Below are 23972 nucleotides of genomic sequence, written 5' to 3'. Positions count from 1 at the left end.
CTAAATCGCCCTTACTTCAAAACGACGATTTTGCTTCCCTTTACTTTTTACTTTATCAATAACAAGTGTTCCTATTTCACTCGTATTTTTCACATGTGTGCCTCCACAAGCTTGTTCGTCTAAATTTTCAATTGTAACAATGCGGATTTCTTGGATGGTAGTTGGTAGGAGATTTATTGCTGTTTTAATCATTCCTACAGCATTTTCTGCTTCTTCGCGGCTCATATAACGAGTGGAAATTTCTTTATTTTGCTTAATAAGTTTATTCACTTCCTCAACAATTTCTTCTACTTCCACGCTCGATAACTCTTGTAACTCATTAAAATCGATACGTGCTTTATCAGGATAAATTTGATTTCCAGTGCATAGAGCTCCATACTTTTCATAAACAACAGCTCCGATAAGATGCAGTAAAGAGTGATGACGCATTAAATTATGACGTCTTTCCCAATTTATCTCTAATTTAACTGGACCTAACTTTACTTGTGCTTCGTCTTTTATATAGTGAACTATTTCTCCTTGCTCCTTCTTTACTTTTTCAACTTCAAATACAGACCCATCTTGTACAATGACACCCGTATCACATTCCTGTCCTCCACCAGTTGGATAAAAAACTGTTTCTTTTACAAATACTTTATTCCCTTCTACTCTTATCACTTCTGTTTCGCAACTCGTTTTGTATGCATCTTCTAAATATAATGCCGTTGTCATACTCTCACCTCTTTAGTAGTTATAGTTATACCTACTAATATAAAAAAGAAGCTTCATAAAGTCAATTGATAATTCTGAAATTTTAAATTCATAAAAGACTCCTTTATTAGGAGTCCACTATCTCAATATTTCATTCGCTTCTTTTTCATAAATTTTATCAAATGACGTCATAACACGCTGTGATGCTTGAATCATCTTTTGATCTGTCATAAGATCTGCCATCTCTTTCGTCATATCTACATTTGAATTTTCTAGCATATGATTTTTTACTATCCCTGTTCCGTTCGGTAAATTAGCAATGTTTCCTTCTGCTAGTGTAAAGCTTTTGTTTTCACGTTGCACGAGACGTGCATTCGTTTCTGCATCTACTGTTTTTGTTTGTAAACGAGCAATATTATTTTGTGTTACTTCATCATATAATGTACCATCTGCTTGTACAGCAACCTTTGCTCCTTCTGGAATACGAATACGCTCATTATTCTCTCCCATTACGAAAGCACCAGATGACGTTTGTAAATAACGATCACTATTTAATGTGAAACTACCATCTCTCGTTAAAAACGTTTCATCATTTTTAGAAGTAACGAAAAATGATGTTGTGCCGGCCGCGCCGTCATCTAAAAAGAAATCTGTAGCGCTATTTGTCATTTGTATATTTCCTTGTACTAAATTCACATGCGTTGCAGCTGGTACTACAGCGTAATCGACCGAACCGATATTTGTTACCGCCCCATCTCCGCGGCGATATGTGTCTTGTACATCAAATACTTTAGACGTCATATTTTCTGCTTTAAATCCTGTCGTTTGAGCATTTGCAACGTTATTCGAATGAACATTAATGCGCTGCATGTAATTCATCATGCCCATAGAACCTATATAAAGACCGTTCATATTCGTTTGAATAAGGCAAGCGCCTTATTCTTCACCTCTTTTCTACGATGTTTGTAACATTTGTTTTGCTAAATGTTCAGCTGTAGCGATATGTATATTTTTCTTTATGTCTTGGCCATCTGTCATTAATACAATAGGAGCTGATGATACTGCTGGAATTTTCAACAATTCGCCACTACTTGCTGTTTCATCAAATTTCGTAAACACAATACCATCTATATGAATATCTTTAAAGTTTGTAATGATTTCAATCATATCTTTACTTTTCATAGAAGCTGATAACGTTAAACAAATATAATCTGGTTCTACTTGTCCCATCGTTTCAATCATTTCTTCCACTGTTTCTGACGTACGGTAATTTTTTCCGGCTGTATCAATTAAAATATAATCGACGCGTGCTTCTTCTTTAAAATACGTAAGCGCTCTTGTCATTGCAGCTTCATCACGCACAGCAATTACTTCAGATCCAATTGTCTTTACGTTATCTTGCAATTGCTGCACTGTCCCTATGCGCGAATGATCGGTCGTTATAAAACCAACTGTTTTTTTCTTACCGTGAAATTGCCATGCCATTTTCGCAAGTGTCGTCGTTTTACCAACGCCAGTTGGACCTATTAATGCAATTGTTTGTACTTCTTTTTCAAAGACGTTTTCCGTATTAAAATGAGATTTCATATCTTCCAATATGTACCTGATAACTTCTTCTTCCGTAATCATCGTTGCATTTTCAAACTTTATTTTTAACTTTTCAGCATATGCATGAATGAAATATTGTTCCACATCGTTTTGTTCTAGCATCCGAATTACTTTTTGAATAATAAACGGTACAGATTCTTGATTTTCTTTCTTTGGAGCTACTTCTTCTTTCTTTACTGGAACGACTTGTTTCACAACTTTTTTCTTTTTCGTTACTTCCGTTTCTTTCATCGGTTTCACAACGACGATTCCTTTTTCAAACAGCTTTAATAGTTTCTCTTTTTTTCTTGCCCATTCTTCACTATTTCCTGTTTGCATCGCCGCGTATGACATAGAAGTCGTTACGTTTTCTAAATTGTGCAGTACTGATTGAATTCCATTCGCCTTCACAATTTGTTCTGAAGGATCATTCACAACATCCATTAATTGTTCATGAAATTGAGCTGTACCTTCATTCACTTCTTCCTGTTTTTCTTCTGGAAATGCAACTAACATTTCATAATCCTTTTTCCAAAAAAACGGTATATTTCGTTTTACACTTTCATCGACAACGTAATAATAATCTGTACCATATTGGTCAAATAACTTTCGATACAATTCATTTTTCGAAGCTGCTTTTATTCGCATTAACGCTTCTTTCTTTTCTGTACTTTCCATTACTTCACCCCCTACTATTCAATATAGGCAATTTGATCCACAACAATTTCTGGTGCTAATTCACTAATACAAAGTACTTGTGCTTCCACTTGATAACGTTCTAGCAGTCTTACAATCGCAAATCTAAAATCTTTTCTACGTGTTAATAACACTGGTTCTCTTCCCATTAAACGTGCTTGCTTAAAGACGCGCTGCACTTGCTCAACGACACGTGTTTCTAAATCTAAATCCCAGTTTAATAAGTAACCTTGATATGAATTATTCACAACATCCGCATCTAACTCGATTGAATCAGAGAAGAGCGCTGCATATATTTTTCCGTCCGGATTTTTCGCATTTTCACAAATAACTTTTGAAATACATTCACGAACAAATGATGTTACACCATCCACGTGGTTTTGATAAATTTCTTTGCCGTCAATAATACCTTCAATAATTGTTGGTAAATCACGAATAGAAATACCTTCTTTTAGAAGTTGTTTAATAACATTTTGAACAAGTGATAAATCAATTTCTTTTTTCTTAATCTCTTCTAATAGAACGCCATTATCATTTTCAAGCGAGTTAATTAAGTCTTTTACATGTTGGCGCTGAATTAATTCATGAAGATTACGTCTAACGACAACATCTAAATGTGTAATTAATATGCTAAGTGGCTCTAACACTTGATAGCCTTTCATTTGTGCATCTTGCACCATATGCTCTAAAATCCAATATCCATCTTCACCGAAAATTGGATCTTTCGCTGGCTCTGCATCTAAATCAGCCATTACGTTTGGTGTTTTCAGTGCTAATAAATAACCTGATTTTAAAACACCTTCAGCCGCCTTCGCACCTTTAATTCGAATAATGTAACGTCCGCGTGGTCTAAAGCTCGTATTATCTTTAAAGTTAATTCCAGGAACGTTAATACCAAGGTCAGTAATAATCGACTTCCTCATAAGAACAACTTTATCACGCGCTGTTTCCCCGTTAATTTTCTGCTTTACAAGTGCTGCTAAATCTAAACCGAGTTCTACTATAATTGGATATTTATCCGTAAATACTCCGAATGAATCTTCCACTTGTTGTAGTTGCTCATCTTCGCCTTGGATCATTTCTATTTCTTTTTGAAGCTCGTCTTCTTTTTCTTTCTTTATTCGATTTTTATTACGAATACCTAAGAAGATAATTGTTCCGCCAACGAGTGCAAATGGTAGAAACGGTAGCGGAGTAAAAATACCCATTGCGATAAATAAACCACCGAGCGCATATACAACGACTTCATGCGCTAATAACTCTTTAAAGATACCTTCTGTTACTGTATCCGGTGAACCGTCAAATACACGAGTTACGATAATACCTGTTGAAATTGCAAGCATTAACGAACCGATTTGGTTTACGATTCCGTCACCGACAGTTAACTGTGTATAATGAAGAGCTGCATCCGCAAAGCTCATCCCTTGCTGCATCATTCCGACAATTAAGCCGAAAATAATGTTTACGAATAAAATGACAATCCCGAAAATAACGTCCCCTTTAATGAACTTTCCGGCACCATCCATCGCCCCGTAAAACTCTGTTTCCATATTTAATTTTTTTCGTTTTGCTTGTGCATCTTTTTCTGAAATAATACGCTGGTTTAAATCAGCATCGATAGACATTTGTTTCCCTGGTAAAGAATCAAGTGTAAAACGAGCTGCTACTTCAGCTGTACGAGACGCACCGTTTGCAACGATAAACTGAAATATGATTAATACTGTAAAAATAACGATACCAATTAATAAGTTTCCGCCAATTACGAACTGACCGAACTCTTCAATAACATGACCAGCATTTCCATCTGTCAAAATCGCTCGCGTCGTCGAAACGTTAATCGATACGCGGAAAATCCCGATTAATAACAGCATCGTTGGAAATGACTTTAATTCATCCCACTCGTTAATACTTGTCGCTCGCATATAAATAAGCACTGACATACTTAGTAGAAAAACGATAATAATATCAAGTATAAATGGTGGAAGTGGGATTAAGAGCGCCACTACGAATGACGCTGCTAAAAAGATAGAAAAATAGGTTCTTGCAGAATCTATCTTAAACAAAGAGATCTCCTCCAAACGCGCTATTATACTTCAAGTTCATTCGTCTGAATTAAATAGCGCATAACTTCAATTACAGCTACATATAAATCTTCTGGAATCGTCTCATCTTCCTCGACTTGATAATATAAAGAACGAGCAAGCGGACGGTTTTCCACCATTGGTATTTCTTGTTCACGGGCAAGCGTTCGTATATATAACGCGAGCTCATCTTCCCCTTTTGCAACGACAATTGGTGCTGCATCAACGTGTTTATTGTAACGAAGTACGACCGAAATATGAGTCGGGTTGTTTACAATAAACGTTGCGCCATCCATCTTCTTCGCAATTGTTCCTTGCAAGATTGCATGCATAAAGTTTTTTCGTTTCCCTTTAACTTGCGGGTCCCCTTCATTATCTTTATGCTCTTGTTTCACTTCTTCTTTTTTCATCTTAATATCTTGCTCGTACTCCCATTTTTGATAAATGAAATCAATAATAGAAAGAACGATTAAAATAATTAAAATTGCTAAGAAAATAAATTTAATTTCCCTAATAATTTCAGTAAGTGATGCAGTCCAGTTGAATCCAATCATGCTGACAATTTTCTCTAAATTCTTTTTAAAGAGAACGTAAGCGACGTAACCGATTAATCCCATATAAAATAGTGATTTCAAAATATCTACTAAACTTTTACGACTAAACAGTCTCGTAAAATAGTTTTTCGGATTAATACGTGACGCTTTCGGTTTAATGACTTTAGAAGAAAATAGGAAGCCGACTTGAATCATATAATTAAATAAATGAAAAGCGTATACGAGTATTAATATCGGAGCCGATACTTTCAATAATAAAATCCCCATTAAATAAAAATACTCGGTTGAATCTGTATTTTTTCCAATTTGATCAAACAGTACCGCTACGGAATTTGCAATCTCATACCCTAGCCAATCTCCGAAGAAATAAACGACAACTGCTAATACGAGAATGGAAAATAAATTATTTAAATCTTTACTCCGGGCAATATTCCCTTCTTCACGCGATTTTTTACGCTTCTGCGGGGTGGCCTTTTCTGTTTTATTATCCTTTGCCATGCGCGTCCCCCTACTTCGTTAAGAAAAAGTTAAATAGTTTCGTATATTCTTCAAGTAATACATCCGTCATATTTTTAAACACATAACCGAGCATCGGTACACTCATCGCAATAAACAAAATACCACATGTAATTTTAATTACGTATGCATTCATAAAAACGTTTAATTGCGGAGCGTTTTTTGCAATTAAAATTAGAACAAAGTTAATGATGAATAAACTTCCCATAAGCGGAAGAGCAATTTCAACCGCTGATGTGATCGCAAATAATAGCGTTGCGAGTAGACTATCTAAGAAACTAGTCGTCAGCAATTTTGAAATCGCCTCTGTATATTGAAACGACTTTAAAATCGTGGCAACGAAATAATTAATGCCGCCAAGTGAAATAAAAATAATGAGAAAAAATATATCAAAAATGGTTGATAGTAAAGTAGACTGTGAGCCCGCATTTACATCAAACAAACTTGCTTGTGATAAACCGATATCAAAGTCTAAAATATGCCCGGCCATTTTCGGAATGTTCCACAGCATTTCTACAATTTTTGAAAGTGATAATCCAATTACAATTTGCGTTCCTGCATAAGCTGCAACGTCCCAAACTGTCTTGATGTGAGAGACATCCACTTGATCAGCCACTGTAATTGAAAGAGCAAGTCCAACTGTAACCTTCGCCATTGCTGGAATGGATCGTCCTGAGAAAAACGGTAAAAAATATAAAAATGAAGTAATGCGGCAAAACGCAAAAAACGTTGCCGCCCATAATTCCATATTCATTTCAGTTCACCTATCTTAGTACGAACGCAATAGCGAGGGGATTTTATCAAATAAATCTAAAATAAGTGTCGTTAACTCTTGGAACATCCACGGACCTAAAATGATAATAACGAGGACAATACTCGCCATTTTCGGTAAAAACGTCAGCGTTTGCTCTTGAATTTGCATCATCGCCATAATGACAGCGATGATAATAACGACAATCATACTTACGCCGGCAACCGGCATTAAAATCATAACCCCTTTATAAAAAAAGGTTTGAAAAATATCTATAATTGGTGACGTATTCATTTATATGACTCCTATCACATAGCATCAAACGCTTCAGGCGACCGTTTTAAACATAATGTCGACGATTTTTGTATATCCACCTAAATATACGAAAACGAGTATTTTAAACGGTAAACTTAAAATCATCGGCGGTACCATCATCATCCCGAGGTACATTAAAAGTGTACTAATAATCAAATCTATAAATACAAACGCTAAATAAATGAACATCCCTGTTAGTAAACCTTTTTGAATTTGCGTTAACGTAAAGGATGGTACGAGCGTAAATAGTGAAAGATCCTTTAAATCTTTCGGCAACTCTTCTCCGCGTACTTTCAGCATCATTTTTAAATCATGCTTATACGTATGTTTTGACATATATTCTTTCATAATAGGAGCTGTCGTTTCCGCAGCTTGACTTACTGTTATTTTCTCTTTCGTCATCGGATCCCACACATCGCTCTTCAGTTGCCCGAGTACAGGCTGCATCGTAAAGAGTGATAAAAATAATGCAAGTCCAACAAGCACTTGGTTTGGTGGTAAATTCATTACCCCAAGTCCTTGACGTGTAATCCCAAGAACGATCATAAAATAAGTAAAATGTGTAAATAATAGAACGATAGAAGAAGATAATGATAAAAGGGTAACGAGCGCAAATAGTTGTACACTTGAATTACTCGTAAACTCTTTTCCATTTTCGAAATTAATAAAACCGTTCGGGGCCGCATACGCTGGATTTACAAAAATAATTGAAAAAACGATAGAAAATACGAAAATAACGGCTAATAATGATAACTGTTTCTTTATTCTCATGATGGATCCTCTACTTTTTTCGTTTCACTCTTCACCGCGTCTTCTAGTGCTTGTTGAAACTGATTTCCTGTTCCGGTTAATTGCACAGACTGCACACCGTTATTACTAATAACAGTGAACACTTGCTTTCCGTCCACTTCAAATAAAAAGGCACTCGTTTGATGATTTAAATAAACGCCGTCTTTTACTTGAATATGGCCATTTTCACCCTGCTTAAAAAACTGCTGTTTGCGCGTCTTTTTCGTCATATAATATGCACCGTAACCGAGCGCACCAAACAGTAAAACGACTTGAAATAAGGTCGTCATATACGACATATGACTCCTCCTCTACTCTTTATCTTGCATTTGACTTTGCGCTTTCATAAGCGCCGCTTGTTTCTTATCAGCTTCAATTTCAGAAATGATAATACCGAATTTCTCGTCCATTACGATTGCTTCACCGATGCCGACTTTCATATTACTTAAATACACATCTACTTTATGTCCTAAGTTTTTCTCTACTTCAAGAACATCGCCAACTTTTAACTGCTTTACATCACCAAGTGTAATAGATGACTTTCCAAGCTTTACACCAAGTTCAATCGAAATATCTGAAACAGTATCAATATGTGCTTTACCTGCTTCATTTCGCTTTCCTGCAAAATCTTCTAATCCCATTAATGACACGGGAGATACTTCATGCTTCATATGGATCCTCCTACTCTACAAAACTTTTAAATAGGAGCGCCTTACGCGTTCCATCTTTTCCAATAAAACAATTAAATTTATGCTTTCCATCTACATAACCAAGTAATTCATCCGAAACTTTCGTATGAAGCGGAATAATATCGCCTTCTTCAATTTGTTCAATCTCACTCATTGTCATTTTCTGCTCACCAATCGCAACGTGAACAGGTTTGTACACTTGATTTACTTTCATTTCCACTTCAGACGTATACTTTTTACGCTTGTCTGAAGAATGTTCGACAATATTTTCAGACGTTAACTTATCCATAATTTCTTCAACAGATAAGAATGGAATCCCGATACGCACCGTCGTATTCCAAAAATCTGTTTTCATATTTACGTTAAGTAATGAAATGATATCGCTCGCTGTCGTAATCTTTAATGCATTCGGATCTGTTTCCGTCGTTACAAATTTCGGTTCAATCGCAACAACACTTTTCAAATGATTGCTCTAAATTTTTACAAAGAAGCAAGAATATATTATCAAGCGTTAAAAACTCAAATGCTGTTAACGGTCTGCGCATCGTAAAGTTACGCTTACTATCTCCGCCAAGCCAACATTCATGAATATAAATAACGAATGCTAAATCAATCTCAATAACAATTTCTCCAAGCTCTGGTAAACCGAGATCAATTACACAATATAAATAATAATCTTTCGGCATTTTCTCCACATACTCACTCGTAAATGGAACTTGCTCAACCGTTGAAGGCTCTAGTTCAATTGGAATACGCATACGCGCTGATAACGTCTGTGACGTCTGTTTCCCAAACGTAGAAGCAATCGCTTGCAAACTACGTAAATGCTCAACACCGAACTTCTCTGGTCTATTAAAATCATACTCTTGAAATTTCTCTTGCTTTCCTGCTTCTTGTGCGAAAGCTGGCATTTCCTCGCCTTCATTTACCGCCTTCAGCAGGGCATCAATTTGCTCTTGGCTTAATTTTTCGCCACTCATGACAATCCCCTTCCCTACCTTTTCAATTCAACGATTTCAACGTACATCTTTCCATTCTTCGTCAAAATCTTTCCGGTTCCAATCTCTTCATTCTCAAGCATAAGACGCACCGTATTTTTCGTTGAATTTTCAAGACGATACAATGTACCTTTCGTAATATGAAGCAGATCTTCAATTTTCTTTTTCGTATTTCCGATTTCAAAATAAATTGTTAACGGAATATCATCTTGTAATTTCAAATCTAGCCAACTCCCATATCATGTTCACGAAAATTTCATGTTCTCTCTATATATGAAACTCCCTATTTTGAAACGTCGATATTTAATATTTTTTTTATATATCCTTGCGTTTCTTTAAATGGCGGTACGCCTCCGTACTTTCTCACATTCCCAGGGCCAGCATTATAAGAAGCAAGCGCCAATACTAAGTCGCCGTTATTTTTCTTTAAATAACCGCTTAACTCTTTCACGCCACCTTCAATACTTTCAGCTGGTGAAAAGGGATTCTTCACACCCATCTCCTTCACATTCGCTGGCATAAGCTGCATAAGTCCCATCGCACCGGCATGTGACACCGTTTTCGGATTAAAATTAGACTCTACTTCAATCATTTTTTGAATTAACGTTTTTGGAATTCCATATGTACGACTTACTCGATCAATAATATCCTCATACTTGCCTTCATTGGAAGAACGTATTTTTTGAATATTATACTTCTTCGTTAATTCCCACGTATCAGCGGCCTCATTTTTCGTTTCTGGGAAACGTCGTTCAAACTCTTTTTGCGCAACTTGCACTTCATCTGCTTTCTTCGTTTCAGCCTTTTCTTCAGGCTTACTCGCTTCCTCTACTTTATTAATAGTTTCTGCCGGTTTATTAACAACCGCTTCTATTTTCGTAGATTGTACCGGCTGACTCATATCTTCTACTTTTGCCGGCTGCGTAGTAGCCTTCGTCTCCTTCGCAGGTTCACTCTGCAAATTCTCTTGAAAACGACTACTAACAAATGCTTGTGGACTACTTAGCTTTTGCTGAATTTGCCCTTTCTTATATGCAAGCACTTCTTTTACTATATTTCCAACTATCATACTATCACCTTTTCGGTAAACAAAGATAATCTAATATTAGAGTTTTTTTTTAAAGTTTGCAATAATCCTTTTAATAATTATGTAATAAAAAAATGAATATATTGTTAAACTGTTATTTTTTTATATTTATTAATTCGAATTTTTAGTTGACACCCGTTGTGGCAAGGATTACAATAAATCTCGAAATTGATTTTTTCGCATATTACCGTTTTTCAATTTGCAGAAAAGTCAATATAAAAAAATGGGGGTTTCTTAACATGAGAATTAATACAAACATTAACAGCATGCGTACTCAAGAGTACATGCGCCAAAACCAAGCTAAAATGAGCAACGCTATGGACCGTTTATCAAGCGGTAAACGTATCAACAACGCTTCTGACGATGCAGCAGGTCTTGCAATCGCAACTCGTATGCGTGCTCGTGAAAGCGGATTAGGTGTTGCAGCTAACAACACTCAAGACGGTATTTCATTAATCCGTACAGCTGATTCAGCAATGAACTCAGTATCTAACATCTTACTTCGTATGCGTGACCTTGCAAACCAATCTGCAAATGGTACAAATACTAATGAAAACCAAGCTGCATTAAATAAAGAATTTGATGCATTAAAAGAGCAAATCGATTATATTTCTACAAACACTGAGTTCAATGATAAAAAATTATTAGATGGTTCAAATAAAACTATCGCAGTTCAAACATTAGATAATGCTGATACAAGTAAGCAAATTAACATCAACTTATCTAATGTTTCTACTAAAGAATTAGGGCTTGATACTTTATCTATTGGAACTGATAAAGTAGAAAAAACAGTATATGATGCAACTACAAAAGCATTTGCTGATCTTGGAGCAAAAACAGGTGCTGATAAAGCAGCATTTGCTGCAGATGTAACTGCTGCTATGAAAGAATTCGATAAGGTTAAACCATTCATGTCTGCAGACGATGTAAAGAAAATTGAAACGAAACTTGAAGATTACAATAAAGCAAATGATGCTGGTGCACAAGCTGCTGCACAAGCACTTGGTAAAGAATTTGCTACATTAACAAAACTTGAGACTACAGATCTTAAAGCTAATGCTTCTGGTGCAATCGCATCTATCGATACAGCATTAAAAAATATTGCTTCTAACCGTGCAACTCTAGGTGCTACATTAAACCGTCTTGACTTTAACGTAAACAACCTGAAGAGCCAATCTTCTTCTATGGCTTCAGCTGCTTCTCAAATCGAAGACGCTGACATGGCGAAAGAAATGTCTGAAATGACTAAGTTCAAAATCTTGAACGAAGCTGGTATCAGCATGCTTTCTCAAGCAAACCAAACTCCACAAATGGTTTCTAAATTATTACAATAATCCATTTGAGTTAGTTTCCTGAATAAACCTCTCCGCTTGCGGAGAGGTTTATTCTTCCATATAAATGAATTATTTGTAAAACCTTTCTTTTTTTAGGTGAAAGAGAGCGCCCGCGATGTATAGTAGCGGTCAGTTCCTATCTCTATCCCCTCTCATGTTAAAACACAAATAGGAGATAAGCATAAGCCTTTTTTCTTTTCTTAGCCATTTATTAGTTTTAGAACACCAACTCTATATCAATCTAAAAGGAGTGTCTATTATGCGTATTGGTACGAATATTTTAAGTATGAATGCTAGACATTCGTTGTATGAGAATGAGAGACGAATGAATATTGCGATAGAACGATTAACGACTGGTAAGAAATTAAATACAGCTTCTGATAATCCAGCGAATGTTGCTATTGTGACTCGTATGCGTGCGAGAGCAAGTGGATTAAGAGTAGCAGCTAACAACACACAAGACGGTATGTCATTAATCCATACAGCTGATTCGGCTTTAAACTCTGTTTCTAACATCTTACTTCGTATGCGTGACATCGCTAACCAATCTGCAAACGGTACGAACACTAGCGATAACCAAAAAGCTTTAGATAAAGAATTTGCTGCATTAAAAGATCAAATCGATTACATTTCTAAAAACACAGAGTTTAACGATAAGAAATTATTAAATGGCAATAACAAATCTATTGCTATTCAAACTCTAGATAACGCTGATACAACGAAACAGATCAATATTAATCTTGCTGATTCATCTACTAAAGCATTAAATATTGACAAATTATCTATTGAGGGCACTGGTGAGCAAACAATTACAGCTGCACAACTTACTGCAGCTAAAACAGACATTGATGCAGCTAAAGCTGCTGGTGGAGCAACTGGATTAGGTGCATTGAAAGCACCTGTAGCAGGATCAACTCCTGAAGAAATTAAAACTGCAGTTGATGACTTTAAAACAAAATTTGATAAAGTTAAAGGTTTCATGTCTGACACAGATGTTAAAGCTGTTGAAGATAAAATTAAAGCATATGAAGAAGCACCGGATCTTACAAAGGCCCAAGCAATCGGTACTACTTTTGCACCTGATACAATGATTAAAGCAGGCGATATTAAAAAATCTGCACCAAACGCTTCTGCTGCAATTAAATCAATTGATTCTGCATTAGATACAATTGCATCTAACCGTGCAACTCTAGGTGCTACGTTAAACCGTCTTGACTTTAACATAAACAACCTGAAGAGCCAATCTTCTTCTATGGCTTCAGCTGCTTCTCAAATCGAAGACACTGACATGGCACAGGAGATGAGTCATTTTTTAAAGTTTAAATTGTTAACTGAAGTTGCACTTAGTATGATTTCACAAACTAATCAAATTCCGCAAAGAGTTTCTAAGTTACTACAATCGTAAGAATTCATCTTCCTTCTTTAAAACGATTCCACACAAAATAAAAGGGAAATACATATAAACTATGTATCTCCCTTTTATTTTGTACCCAAATTTTATTACTGTGTTACCGTCATAACTTGTCCGCTACGATCAACCATTATTTTCATTTTTCCGTCTTGTGCATTATATAGCCCTAGTTTATGTAATTCCATTTTACAATCTTGTACAAAAGTTGGTAATTTACGAATTTGATCAATATCAGAACTTGTAATGAAATGAATTAAAAGCTGCGTCATACCTTTAATATCTTGCACAAGCTCTTCTTTCTCTCGTTTTAACCTTTCGTTTTCTAGTTGTAACGACTGCAATTCACCTTCTAAGCTACGTGTATTCTTCGCTTCTCTAGAACGCCCTGCTGCCATGCTAGAAAGCTTATAAATACCTTCCATAAACTGATGTAGTTCGTCTTCTTTCCTTTCACTACATTGATTAATTGTTTCAAAGTTATCAACAATACCAGATATAACTGTTACAAGACTTTTTTCATCCTCTTTGTGCTGGATTTCTTCTTTGAATTCGTACTCGTTTTCTTTTTTTCTTGCTACGATTGTCTCTTTTACTGGTATATATTTTCGCTTTCGTCCTGGTTTTTGTTTTTCAATATTTTCAAACGGTATTTCATGTTTTTTCAATTTATAATACGTATTTTGCAATTGACTTTCTGTTTTTGGAAAAAGATTTAGTTCATTTTTACTTACGTATTTTGAAATACTTAAAATGTTTAAACCATGACGTTGACAAAATTGATACACTTCATACAGTAGCTCTAGTTCAGACTTCAGCCATGTAATTGCTGATTTTTCATAGGCTCGCATCCCGCCGTTTTTTTCTATATCTATTTGGAATAATACCATTCTATTATGTAAATCAACTAATTCTTCATACTTTACTTGGAATTCTTTTTCTATTTTTTTAAATTCCGCCTCTAGTTGCATATCGTTCATTTTATTATTTGACATGTTTTGTAAAAGACCTAATACATTAATTGCTGTGTGGTGATACATAATCTGTGCCACTCCCCCTCATCCTTTCACAATTCTCATCTGACTCCCATGTCTTTTAAGAAAATAGCAATTTTTACATATCCATATTATAACAGTTCGAAATTATCTGTCAAATAATAAAAATACAAAAATGTATAGAAAGTATAAAAATTTGGAAAATGTTTTTTATTAATATGTAAAATTGCATATTAATTACATTTAATTATATTATATGGTATTTTGGATATTTTTTCACCGAAAAAATTTGCGTTACCACTAAATGTTACTAAAGTAATCCCGAAAATACGTTCGCTTATATTTTTAAATCAAAAATCTCTAAATAAAGATTATTCACACATACAGCGACAAACACCCCAGAAACCTTTCATTTTTCTACCACTTTAAAGTATATAATACTAAAAAGGAACTAGCCAATGCTACACATGGCTAATTCCTTCCCTCCTCTAAAAGAATAGAATTGTAAACCGAGACTTCAAAACCTCATTTGAAGTCTCACTTCTTCTTACCTAAAACTACTTCATACCTCTGAACTCACATCGCTCGAGACTCTATTGGGCACTGAAAACTTCCTTACATAAGTAGTTCCTCTATTCCCAATAAATAGAAAAGTGCTATACACCGGCTCTTCAAACCGAGTCTCGATGGCCAGCTCTTCTACTTACCTATAACCACTCCATATCTCTGGTCTCAAAATCGCATAAGGCTCTATTAAGCACTGACCGCTCAACACTTGGCTAGAGCTTCTATTCCGGCTAAAAAGAAGCTTTTAAAGCACTAACTTATCAACTAAACCAATTAGCTCTTGAATATCTGGCTTACTTACTTGAGCATTTGCTCCTACAGCTTCACCTTTATGGAATAATTCATTTGTAATTAATGAAGAGAAAATAATGACTGGTAGACGATTCATTACTTCACTATCCTTAACCACTTTCGTTAAATGATGTCCATCCATTTTTGGCATTTCAATATCCGTAATTAGCAAGTGAATATGTTCAAACATTTTTTCGCCTTGCTCTTTCGCTAATTTTTCAATTTGCGCTAACGCTTCTGCACCATTGCTGAAGAAGTTCATTTTCGTATATCCAGCTGATGATAATGTTTCTTCTAATATTTGGCGAAGCATCGCTGAATCTTCTGCAATGTAAATTACTTTTTCAGCTCGATCTGTTTTTTGTTCTAACCCTGCAATTGATTTATTGTCATAACCAGTGCCGCTAATTTCACATACAATTTTTTCATAATCTAATAGTAAAATGATTTTGCCATCTAGTTTTACAATACCAGATGTCGTTTCTTCTAGTCCCATAGATAATGAAGCTGGTTCATCAATTTGTTCCCACGAAATACGTTGAATACGATGCACTTCATCAACGCGGAAAATAACTTTCATTTGGTTTAATTCTGAGATGATAAATTTCGTTTGATCAAGTGGCTTTGTTGACTTTAAATTAAGAGCCATTGCCAAGTTAATAACAGGTAAAATTTCACCACGTACTTGAACAACACCTTCAACTGCATGATGAGATTCTGGCACAGTTGTAACAGGGAATGGATTAATGATTTCACGTACTTTCATAACATTAATACTAAATAGGTTTTCACCAACAGTATACGTAACAATCTCTAATTCATTTGTTCCGCTTTCTAATAAAATACTTTGTGCTTGTGACATAAAGGTGTCGCTCCCCTTCCATTAATTCCGTATATCTAATTATTAAGCTTTATAAAAGAGAAAAAGTCAACTACCTATATAAAAAATATAGATAGTCGAACGATTCATTTTATTAAAAAACAATTAATCTTGTGTAAACGAAGCAAGTGCCTCTAATAAAACTTCTTGTGCTCCTACAATTTCCGTCGGCATTGCTTCCCATTTTTTCGAAAGCTCTTTCTCTACTCTTATTCTCAGCTCAGAATTCATTTCTGCTAGCACATATTCTTTCGTTGCTATATCAACATCAAGTAGCGCGAGTGCATATAATTCCGGATCATTTATTTTTTCGAATAATCGTTTTAATACCACCGGTGCTATATGTTTTAATTTTTCAATATGAATTTCCTTATCCGAAAATAGTAACTCATATTGAATAAACGTAACATTTTCTTTAATCACTTTAAAATAACAATTATTTTTTTTATCATTCACAAAATAACCGTTTGGATCTGCGATAATACTTTCTACTTTACGAATTAAATCTGGCAGACTATTCGCCGCCATTACAGTTCGCTGCTCAACCTCACTCGGCGAAATGAATGTAACGCGATACTTATTTTGCGCCATCCTCCTCACCTCTCCTTTTATAAAAATCTATCGTCACATACTATCCAGAAGGCACTGGCCTACTATGAAATGATTATCTCATCCCCAACTATCTCAGTACATCTCCATAGCTCTATTCTTACAACTAGGAGCTCTTCTGGATTATAACTTTTTATCCACACTAAACTTTGCTTACCTCTTCTTATACTACCCTAGTAACTCTCCATACTCTGTCCTTACACACCAGTCGAGTCCCTATTAGGCACTAACCGCTCCAAAACAACGCTGGGTCCTCTCGCCAACCCTAAAAAGAGCTTTTAAGATCTTTTTAAGAACTTTTCAATAACTCTATGTTATTAAACCAAAACGCTATCTGCTGATCCGTAATATTTGGCAACATAACAAAAAACTCACGACACTTCATCTCATCCTTAAACAGTTGATACTTCCAAACACTATCGCTACCAACACTTATGAAATAAAACTCATGGATACGGCCAATGATTGCTTGTTTTTCGCCAAATGAATACGGAGGCACTTGCTTAATTTCAAATTGATCTGGTAAATATACATGCTCTTCTCGTTCTATTTTTAATACTTGCTCGGCAAGTTCACGTTTATTTTCGAAAAAAGGCAATTGTAAAATTCGCTCTTGTCTTGTCATACGAATAAAAAACCCTTTCTACACTCATTACAATTTTTCTTTATAATAGATTATCGAATTAAGTTTACAACTTCATTTAATACTTCATCAGAAACTTTAATTACTTTCGCATTTCCTTGGAATCCACGTTGATACAGCATCAAATCTACGAACTCGACAGATAAATCTACATTTGATCCTTCTGTCGAGTTCGCACGTATTGTTCCTGCACCATTTTGACCTGAAACGCCCATTACACGGTTACCTGCTGCTGGTGTTTCCACATAGTTACCATTCCCTACTTTCATTAATCCACCTTCATTAGGGTACATAGCTACAGCAAGTTGGCCGATGATTCTACTACTACCATCATCATATGTCGCGGTTACATAACCACCTTCTGTAATTTGACAATCCTTAACAATTGCTGCCCTCTGGCCATCAATCTCTGATGGAGCTAATGTAGTTTTGGTTGGATGATTTGTTATTTGACTCATGTCAAGTGTGAACGATGGATTTCCATTAAATTGGAATGTCTTTGTTTGTCCACTTGTAATTTGACCAACATCATTAAATTCTAAATTTCCTTTATCAATTTCTTTAAACTCTTTGTCCCCTTTTGAATCGTTTCGAACTTTTACTGTATATGAATAGTTATGATCAGCCCCTTTTGTAAATGCAAATTGCACAGTTAATGCATTCCCCGCACTATCAAATACTGTTAACTCTTGTGTCGCACCTTTTGTTGTAGTATCAAGGTTACCTTTTAAAATCCCTTTTGTTGATTGGATTCCTCCTACTGCAGTTCCCATTGGTACTTTTACAGGCCCCGGTGCACGAGTAAAGTCTACCTCACCTGTAGCAGGGTTCCCAGGGTATGCCATAACATACTGTCCTTCTGAATTTGTTAGGTAATAATTTTCCGATACGCTAAACGTCCCTTTACGTGTATATTGCACATTTCCACCGTTCATATCACCTACAGCAAAAAAACCGTTACCTTCAATTGCTACATTCGTTTTTCCATTATTCGTTGTAATAGATCCACCACTATAATCCGTAGATGTTCCACTCAATTTCACACCGTTACCAATACTTTTTGGGTTTGTGCCAGCATACATTTCATTTCCTCTTGAACCCGTGGAATTATTATATAATAAATCGTCAAAAATGGCTTTTTGCTTCTTATACCCTGGTGTCTGTGCATTTGCAATATTATTTGAAGTAACACTTAATGCATTTTGTGTTGCATTCATCCCTGTAATACTTGTATATAACGCTTTAATCATAATTAATGTACACTCCTTATTATTTTTCTATAATAGTTTCTTCTGTTTTATCTATGTTCTCTATTTTCTGATCTTCTGGATTTACTTCGGATATTGGCTTATCAGAGACTCTTTCTACAAAATGTAATGAAATAACATGGTTATCAACAACAAGCTGTACCTCATTATTTTCAGCAAGACGAACAATATCAACTTGACCAGATACTTTCTCGCCTTTACTATCAACACCTCTTACATACTTCCCTAAAAACTTCATTCCTCCATCAATCGCTGTCGTATGCATTGTTGTACGAAGAGAATCTACAGCCTTTGTCATATTTTGTACTTGCTCCATGATAGACATTTGTGACATTTGATTCATCATTTGATTCATATCCATTGCATTAAACGGATCTTGATATTCTAAGCTTTTTAAAAACAGTTTTAGAAAATCATCCTTTCCCATTACACCAGGTGTTTGTTGAGTATTTACTGATTTCGTCCCATCTGCTTTTTGGACTTGTTGCCCTGTTCCGTTAACCATAATAGCATCTTTGTTTTGCACCTGTGTTTGCAATGGAATATGATTTGTACTCGTTGTATTTAATCCAACTGTTGGCACTCTTTATTCCTCCAATAATCCCGCAAATTCTGTTGATTGTTGTTTTTCATGATTTGGATTTGCTAATTTCTGTTTTTGCCTTTGCTCTTGTTCTCGCTGTTCTTTACGATTTTCATCTTTATCTGAATAGCTAATTTGAATATTGATTTCTTTTTCTTTTAACTTTAATTTCAATTCATCAAAAATGATTTCAACACGTTTTTTTGCATCGTGTTTTTCCATTTCTACGTGAACGTCAATTTGATCTCCGTGTTTTTTCATAAACACTGTTAATGTACCAAGTTTTTCTGGATTTAACTGGAATAAAACACGTTCTTGTTTCACTACAAATTTTTGCAGCGCTTCTACTTGCGCTTCCATTTTCTTTCCTAAGTCAGGTAATGAAACTTTCTCAGCACCACTATTTGATTTCCCTATTTGTTCGGTACTCGTCGTTTTATTTAATAATTCTGCACCTGCAGAGCTCGAATCGTTTAATGCATCAAATTCTGGCAACTCTACCTTTGCATCATCGCTCTCAAGTTTCGGAAGATCTACCTCTTTAGACTCTTCTTGTTCCTTTGCAATATTACAAGTTTCTGTTTCTACAACCTTCAATGCTTGCATCGTTTGCTCTGGCATCTTCATTTTGTCTAATACCATTTGCATTGTATCTTCTAAACATATAGCATTTTTGATATTCATATTTGAAAGAAGTTCTTGTAATTGTTGTAATTCAGCTGCAGGTAATTCATTAAGTTTAATATTGCCATATTCTTTATATAGCTCTTGTATTTTTTGTATGTATTGATATAACAATTCCGGCTGCACATGTAATTGCTCAATTGCAACCATTTGCTCAGATACAGCTAATAACAACTGTTCTGTCTCTTTTTTTTCTTCTTTCTTTACAATAGGTTCTTCTTCCGTTACCGATTTTTTAGAAAGAATATAATCTTTTCTCTCTTCTTTTGGTGCTTCTTCTCGTTTCGTTTTCTCCGTTTGCGGCTGTTTTTTATTTTCCATTCTCATCGTACGATCGAATGAAGAATCTTCATTTTTTGATTGTACTTCTAGCCCTTTTTCTTTTTGCGGAGGTAAACTTTGTTGCACCGGTAATACAGACTGTATCACTACATTCACCTCATCCATTCATACACATTTTCAAATCCAGAAGCATTTTTTCTTCCAGCTTTTCTTGTGCTTTCGCAAGCTTTTTGCAATCTTCTTGATACATCTCATCAATGACACGTTCTTTTTCTTTTACTTGCTCTAAAAGACTTTCATTTTTTTGAATAAAACCTTCCGTTTTTTTAATTTTTCGATTCCATTCTTCTATTCTTTCAGGTGAAAACGTATGTGAAGAAAGCATTCCAGCCATAATACGTTGCCCAGTTTGTACGACTTTACTACGCGATTTCACAACATATAAATCATATTCTTTTTTTTGTTCTATTTTTCTTTTTTCAGCTGTTAATTCATACACTTCTTTTAAAATATGTTCTTTTTCTTGGTTTATTTGCAATTTTATTGTGTCGTACTGCTGTTTATCCACCTGTTTTCATAGCCCCTTTCTATTATAACGTTCTCTTTTTCTATTATATAGTTTTTTTCCAAAAAAATCTGTGAAATATTAAAAAACAAAAAAATAAGACCTCTTGGGCAGAGGCCTTATACTATATGCTGTATCGCTTCAACGATATCATCAAATTGGAAACTATCCGATCGACCTTGCTTTAAAAATGTATTTATGCCTTCTACTTTATTTTTACATTCAAAAATATAAGCATTTTCTTCATTTTCTTGAATCGTTCCTAGCTTAAAATACAATTCATTTTCTTTATAAATTGATAAAATCTTTCTCATTTCATTTGCAAGTTGCCAATGATGTGGCGAAACAATTTCTTCCATAATCCTACTTACTGAATCTAATACTGAAATTGCAGGGTAATGACTAAGCGTTGCAAGCTCACGCTTTAATACGATATGTCCATCTAAAATACCACGTGCTAAATCTGGTACAGGACCATTTAAATCATCCCCATCAACAAGCACCGTATAAATACCTGTTATAGATCCCTTTTGTGTTTTTCCGGACCGCTCTAACAACTTCTTCATATAACTTTCCATTAACAGTGTTTTACCACCAATCGGTAACTCTTTAACAGCAATATCAACACTTCTTCGTGCATCGGCAAAACGAGTAACAGAGTCCATCATAAGTAATACGTTATTACCTTGATCACGGAAGTATTCAGCAATAGACGTTGCAAGTTTCGCTGCACGAAGTTGCATAAGATGACTTTCATCTGACGTCGCTACAACAACGACGCTTTTTCGCATACCTTCCTCGCCTAACTCTTTTCGAATAAAGTCTTTTACTTCCCGGCCACGTTCTCCTACTAAACTAATAACATTTATATCAGCTTTTGCATTTTTTGCTATCATTCCAAGTAAAGTTGATTTACCAACACCTGACCCAGCAAAAATACCAATCTTTTGACCGATACCAATTGTTAGCATAGAATCAATTGATTTTATTCCTGTTTCAAATACATCGGTAATCTCTTCACGTTCAAATGCATGTATAGGTGGTGCATCTAGTTTTATTTTCTGTAATGGAATGTTTTCAGCTTCCTCATTTAACACTTCACCATTTGCACTTAACACTTTTCCGAGCAAGTGATTACCACGTGGTACAACAACATCTTCTGAAACTAATGTCACTGAATCTCCATAACATACTTTTTCTGTCTGTTCAAATGGAAGTAGCATATTATTTTCCTTTTCAATGGCAATCACTTCACATAAGACGTTATGTTCTCCAACGAAGCAAACATCACCAATCTTCGCTTTCGGCCCTTTTGCTACGAAAAACTGTTCTTGTACACTATGAACTTTGCCTACTTTCGTATACAGCGGTGTTTCAATGAACTTATTCCATTTTTCGTTCTCATTCATTAACAGGCGGCTCATACATTTTGCTCCTCAAATAACTTCTCTTCTTCCCATTTCTGACGAAGTTTCACAAATATAGGTGCAAATTTAAATTCAAAGAATTCTTTCTCTTCTTCCAGAACAAATTCACCAAACTGCAGGGAGAAATCATATTTCCATTCTACTAATTGTAGTAACCAATATTCTTTCGTATTTTCCTTCTCTTCTTGAATACGTTCAAACGTTTCTGGATGTACTGTAATGATTAATTTTTCAAACGAAGTTGGCAATGTTTGCACTATGCCGGTTAAAATAGGTAACACATCAAGCAATCGTGAATCTACCGCTTGATTCACGATTTTTTCTGCTAGATGAAAAGATTGATCCCATAATAACTCTGTCCATTCATATGCTGTTTCTTGTTGTTCTTTTTGAAATTGCACACGCGCTGCTTCCATCTGTTCCATTTGCTCATGAATATGCATTTGAAATTGTTCTTTATCTTGTAATAATTGCTGTCGCTCTCGTTCTAGCATTTGCTTCTCTTGCCTTAGCTGATTCATTTCCATATGTAACGATTCTTGCTGGGCGCGAAGTTCTGCATGATCAGCTTGTAATTCTTCCTCTTCTATTTGAACTGAAGCTGGTTTTGGAAATTGTAATTCATACGTTTCTTCAGAAAAAGAAACAGAATTCTTCGGAATTCTGTTTTTAAATAAGGACATCCTCTTCACCTCTTTGAACGATAATTCTTCCTTCTTTCTCTAGCTTTTTCACTGTACCAGTGATCGTTTGCTGCGCTTTTTCAGCATCCGTCATCTTAAGCGGTCCTAAGCCATCTAATTCTTCTAGAATCATCTCTTTACGGTTTGAAGACATACATGTAAATAATTTCTCTTTAATTTCTTCTTTTGCAATTTTAAGTGCTTTCGCAAGAACACCGTTATCTGTAATTTCTTCTAATACACGGCGAAGCGCAAGATCTTCAAGACCAAGTAAGTCTTCAAAGACAAACATATTTTCTTTAATTTTCTCAGATAACTCATAATCGACTTCATCCAGCTTTTGAAAGACTGTTTTTTCAACACCTCGTGAAACATTATTTAAAATATTTACGATTGTTTTCAAGCCATCAGTTTTATTAATTGCACTAAATGCCATATTATTTAATTTCGATTTTAACAACTCACCAATTTGATTAATTAATTCACCATCAACTTGTTCTAGTTTCGCTATACCCATTACCGTTTCAACGCGCTTATGATCTGGCAATCTCTCAATTAATTGAGACGCAAGTTGCGGTTTAATATAAGAAGCGATAATTGCAATTGTTTGTGGTGACTCATCATTAAGCACTGTAAGAAGTGGCTCTAAATCTGTAAGTGAATTTAAGAACTCAAACGGATTATCTTTGTTATACCAAAGATCTTCCAATAATTTTTCCAGTTCGTCTTCTGGCATGTTTTTAAATATGCGACGAATGTATTCTTTATCTGGAGTGACTAAGTTCAATTCTTTTACATTTAGTTCATATAAGAACTCTCCTAGTACATTTTCTAACGTTTCTGGTTTGTATACACGAAACTTTGCGATTTCACGAAGTAATACTTCTTTTTCCTCAGCTGTCATATATTCAATGACTTTTGCTGCCACCCCTTCTTCTAATGTACGAATAAGGATGGCAGCTTTTTCTTTGGAGGAGATTTCATCTAACATCATTGTTCC

At 35.2% G+C, this 23972-nt stretch carries 25 protein-coding genes and 1 pseudogene; 2 read left to right on the top strand and 24 right to left on the bottom strand.

The window, feature by feature from the left end:
• The 13 genes and pseudogenes from D1166_RS15050 to D1166_RS14990 all read right to left on the bottom strand — a co-directional run bounded on the left by D1166_RS15050 (position 1) and on the right by D1166_RS14990 (position 10735).
• Positions 1 to 711, bottom strand: a complete 711-nt coding sequence (locus D1166_RS15050) for an alanyl-tRNA editing protein (protein WP_000205398.1) — start codon at positions 709 to 711, stop codon at positions 1 to 3.
• A 117-nt stretch (positions 712 to 828) separates the two neighbouring features.
• A complete protein-coding gene (locus tag D1166_RS15045) occupies positions 829 to 1602 on the bottom strand; it encodes a flagellar basal-body rod protein FlgG (protein WP_001013934.1) in 774 nt (257 codons plus the stop codon).
• A gap of 42 nt (positions 1603 to 1644) precedes the next feature.
• Complete coding sequence (gene flhF, locus D1166_RS15040) at positions 1645 to 2955, bottom strand: flagellar biosynthesis GTPase FlhF (protein ID WP_000446169.1); 1311 nt, start codon at positions 2953 to 2955, stop codon at positions 1645 to 1647.
• Between the two features lie 14 nt (positions 2956 to 2969).
• A complete protein-coding gene (flhA, locus tag D1166_RS15035; RefSeq protein WP_000472534.1) occupies positions 2970 to 5036 on the bottom strand; it encodes a flagellar biosynthesis protein FlhA in 2067 nt (688 codons plus the stop codon).
• Between the two features lie 23 nt (positions 5037 to 5059).
• The gene (gene flhB / locus D1166_RS15030; protein ID WP_001030111.1) at positions 5060 to 6106 is read right to left on the bottom strand and encodes a flagellar type III secretion system protein FlhB; all 1047 of its coding nucleotides are present in this window, start codon (positions 6104 to 6106) and stop codon (positions 5060 to 5062) included.
• 10 nt (positions 6107 to 6116) lie between these two features.
• A complete protein-coding gene (locus tag D1166_RS15025; RefSeq protein WP_001055718.1) occupies positions 6117 to 6878 on the bottom strand; it encodes a flagellar biosynthetic protein FliR in 762 nt (253 codons plus the stop codon).
• 15 nt (positions 6879 to 6893) lie between these two features.
• On the bottom strand, positions 6894 to 7169 hold the full coding sequence (locus tag D1166_RS15020; RefSeq protein WP_001098085.1) for a flagellar biosynthetic protein FliQ: 276 nt from the start codon (positions 7167 to 7169) through the stop codon (positions 6894 to 6896).
• Between the two features lie 33 nt (positions 7170 to 7202).
• Positions 7203 to 7961 (bottom strand): flagellar type III secretion system pore protein FliP, encoded by a 759-nt coding sequence (locus D1166_RS15015; RefSeq protein ID WP_001220582.1) that lies wholly within the window; start codon positions 7959 to 7961, stop codon positions 7203 to 7205.
• A complete protein-coding gene (locus D1166_RS15010; protein ID WP_000121176.1) occupies positions 7958 to 8278 on the bottom strand; it encodes a hypothetical protein in 321 nt (106 codons plus the stop codon). Before D1166_RS15010 ends, D1166_RS15015 begins: the two co-directional genes overlap by 4 nt.
• 12 nt (positions 8279 to 8290) lie before the next feature.
• Entirely contained in the window at positions 8291 to 8650 is a 360-nt protein-coding gene (fliN, locus tag D1166_RS15005; RefSeq protein ID WP_000680010.1) for a flagellar motor switch protein FliN, read from the bottom strand.
• 10 nt (positions 8651 to 8660) lie between these two features.
• Positions 8661 to 9648, bottom strand: a pseudogene (gene fliM / locus D1166_RS15000) (flagellar motor switch protein FliM).
• A 14-nt stretch (positions 9649 to 9662) separates the two neighbouring features.
• On the bottom strand, positions 9663 to 9887 hold the full coding sequence (locus D1166_RS14995; protein ID WP_000775712.1) for a flagellar motor switch protein FliN: 225 nt from the start codon (positions 9885 to 9887) through the stop codon (positions 9663 to 9665).
• A gap of 62 nt (positions 9888 to 9949) precedes the next feature.
• A complete protein-coding gene (locus D1166_RS14990; RefSeq protein WP_097856441.1) occupies positions 9950 to 10735 on the bottom strand; it encodes a lytic transglycosylase domain-containing protein in 786 nt (261 codons plus the stop codon).
• Between the two features lie 257 nt (positions 10736 to 10992).
• Here D1166_RS14990 and D1166_RS14985 point away from each other — a divergent pair, with 257 nt between their 5' ends.
• Positions 10993 to 12087 carry a flagellin N-terminal helical domain-containing protein gene (locus D1166_RS14985; RefSeq protein WP_078994759.1) on the top strand — a complete coding sequence of 365 codons (1095 nt, stop codon included), beginning with the start codon at positions 10993 to 10995 and terminating at the stop codon, positions 12085 to 12087.
• Between the two features lie 259 nt (positions 12088 to 12346).
• Positions 12347 to 13492, top strand: a complete 1146-nt coding sequence (locus D1166_RS14980) for a flagellin N-terminal helical domain-containing protein (protein WP_097856440.1) — start codon at positions 12347 to 12349, stop codon at positions 13490 to 13492.
• Positions 13493 to 13587: 95 nt separating this feature from the next.
• On the opposite strand, the gene D1166_RS14975 is transcribed toward D1166_RS14980, so the two are convergent.
• The 11 genes from D1166_RS14975 to fliG form a co-directional block, all read right to left on the bottom strand.
• On the bottom strand, positions 13588 to 14535 hold the full coding sequence (locus tag D1166_RS14975) for a DNA-binding domain-containing protein (protein WP_118043342.1): 948 nt from the start codon (positions 14533 to 14535) through the stop codon (positions 13588 to 13590).
• A gap of 766 nt (positions 14536 to 15301) precedes the next feature.
• The gene (locus tag D1166_RS14970; protein ID WP_000075943.1) at positions 15302 to 16210 is read right to left on the bottom strand and encodes a chemotaxis protein; all 909 of its coding nucleotides are present in this window, start codon (positions 16208 to 16210) and stop codon (positions 15302 to 15304) included.
• Between the two features lie 123 nt (positions 16211 to 16333).
• Complete coding sequence (locus tag D1166_RS14965; RefSeq protein ID WP_097856438.1) at positions 16334 to 16819, bottom strand: LysR family transcriptional regulator; 486 nt, start codon at positions 16817 to 16819, stop codon at positions 16334 to 16336.
• Positions 16820 to 17126: 307 nt separating this feature from the next.
• Positions 17127 to 17462 (bottom strand): DUF3964 family protein, encoded by a 336-nt coding sequence (locus D1166_RS14960; RefSeq protein ID WP_000198167.1) that lies wholly within the window; start codon positions 17460 to 17462, stop codon positions 17127 to 17129.
• Between the two features lie 50 nt (positions 17463 to 17512).
• A complete protein-coding gene (locus D1166_RS14955; RefSeq protein WP_097856437.1) occupies positions 17513 to 18730 on the bottom strand; it encodes a flagellar hook protein FlgE in 1218 nt (405 codons plus the stop codon).
• 19 nt (positions 18731 to 18749) lie between these two features.
• Positions 18750 to 19331 (bottom strand): flagellar hook assembly protein FlgD, encoded by a 582-nt coding sequence (locus tag D1166_RS14950; protein WP_097856436.1) that lies wholly within the window; start codon positions 19329 to 19331, stop codon positions 18750 to 18752.
• Between the two features lie 3 nt (positions 19332 to 19334).
• Positions 19335 to 20444 (bottom strand): flagellar hook-length control protein FliK, encoded by a 1110-nt coding sequence (locus D1166_RS14945; RefSeq protein WP_118043346.1) that lies wholly within the window; start codon positions 20442 to 20444, stop codon positions 19335 to 19337.
• Positions 20445 to 20454: 10 nt separating this feature from the next.
• Complete coding sequence (locus tag D1166_RS14940) at positions 20455 to 20865, bottom strand: hypothetical protein (protein WP_000360855.1); 411 nt, start codon at positions 20863 to 20865, stop codon at positions 20455 to 20457.
• 116 nt (positions 20866 to 20981) lie between these two features.
• Positions 20982 to 22286: a flagellar protein export ATPase FliI gene (fliI, locus tag D1166_RS14935; protein WP_000088693.1), complete on the bottom strand. Its 1305-nt coding sequence runs from the start codon at positions 22284 to 22286 to the stop codon at positions 20982 to 20984.
• Positions 22283 to 22972 carry a FliH/SctL family protein gene (locus tag D1166_RS14930; protein ID WP_097856434.1) on the bottom strand — a complete coding sequence of 230 codons (690 nt, stop codon included), beginning with the start codon at positions 22970 to 22972 and terminating at the stop codon, positions 22283 to 22285. Before D1166_RS14930 ends, fliI begins: the two co-directional genes overlap by 4 nt.
• Positions 22959 to 23963, bottom strand: coding sequence for a flagellar motor switch protein FliG (gene fliG / locus D1166_RS14925; RefSeq protein WP_000883364.1), 1005 nt, complete (start codon positions 23961 to 23963; stop codon positions 22959 to 22961). The genes D1166_RS14930 and fliG overlap by 14 nt, the downstream gene beginning before the upstream one ends.
• Positions 23964 to 23972 lie beyond the last annotated feature (9 nt).

It is taken from the genome of Bacillus sp. ISO11 (assembly GCF_003458115.1).
In the GTDB taxonomy this organism is placed as follows: Bacteria; Bacillota; Bacilli; order Bacillales; family Bacillaceae_G; genus Bacillus_A; species Bacillus_A cereus.
The sequence above is the reverse complement of the archived record's forward strand: the minus strand, read 5'-3'. Positions and strand labels throughout refer to the sequence as shown.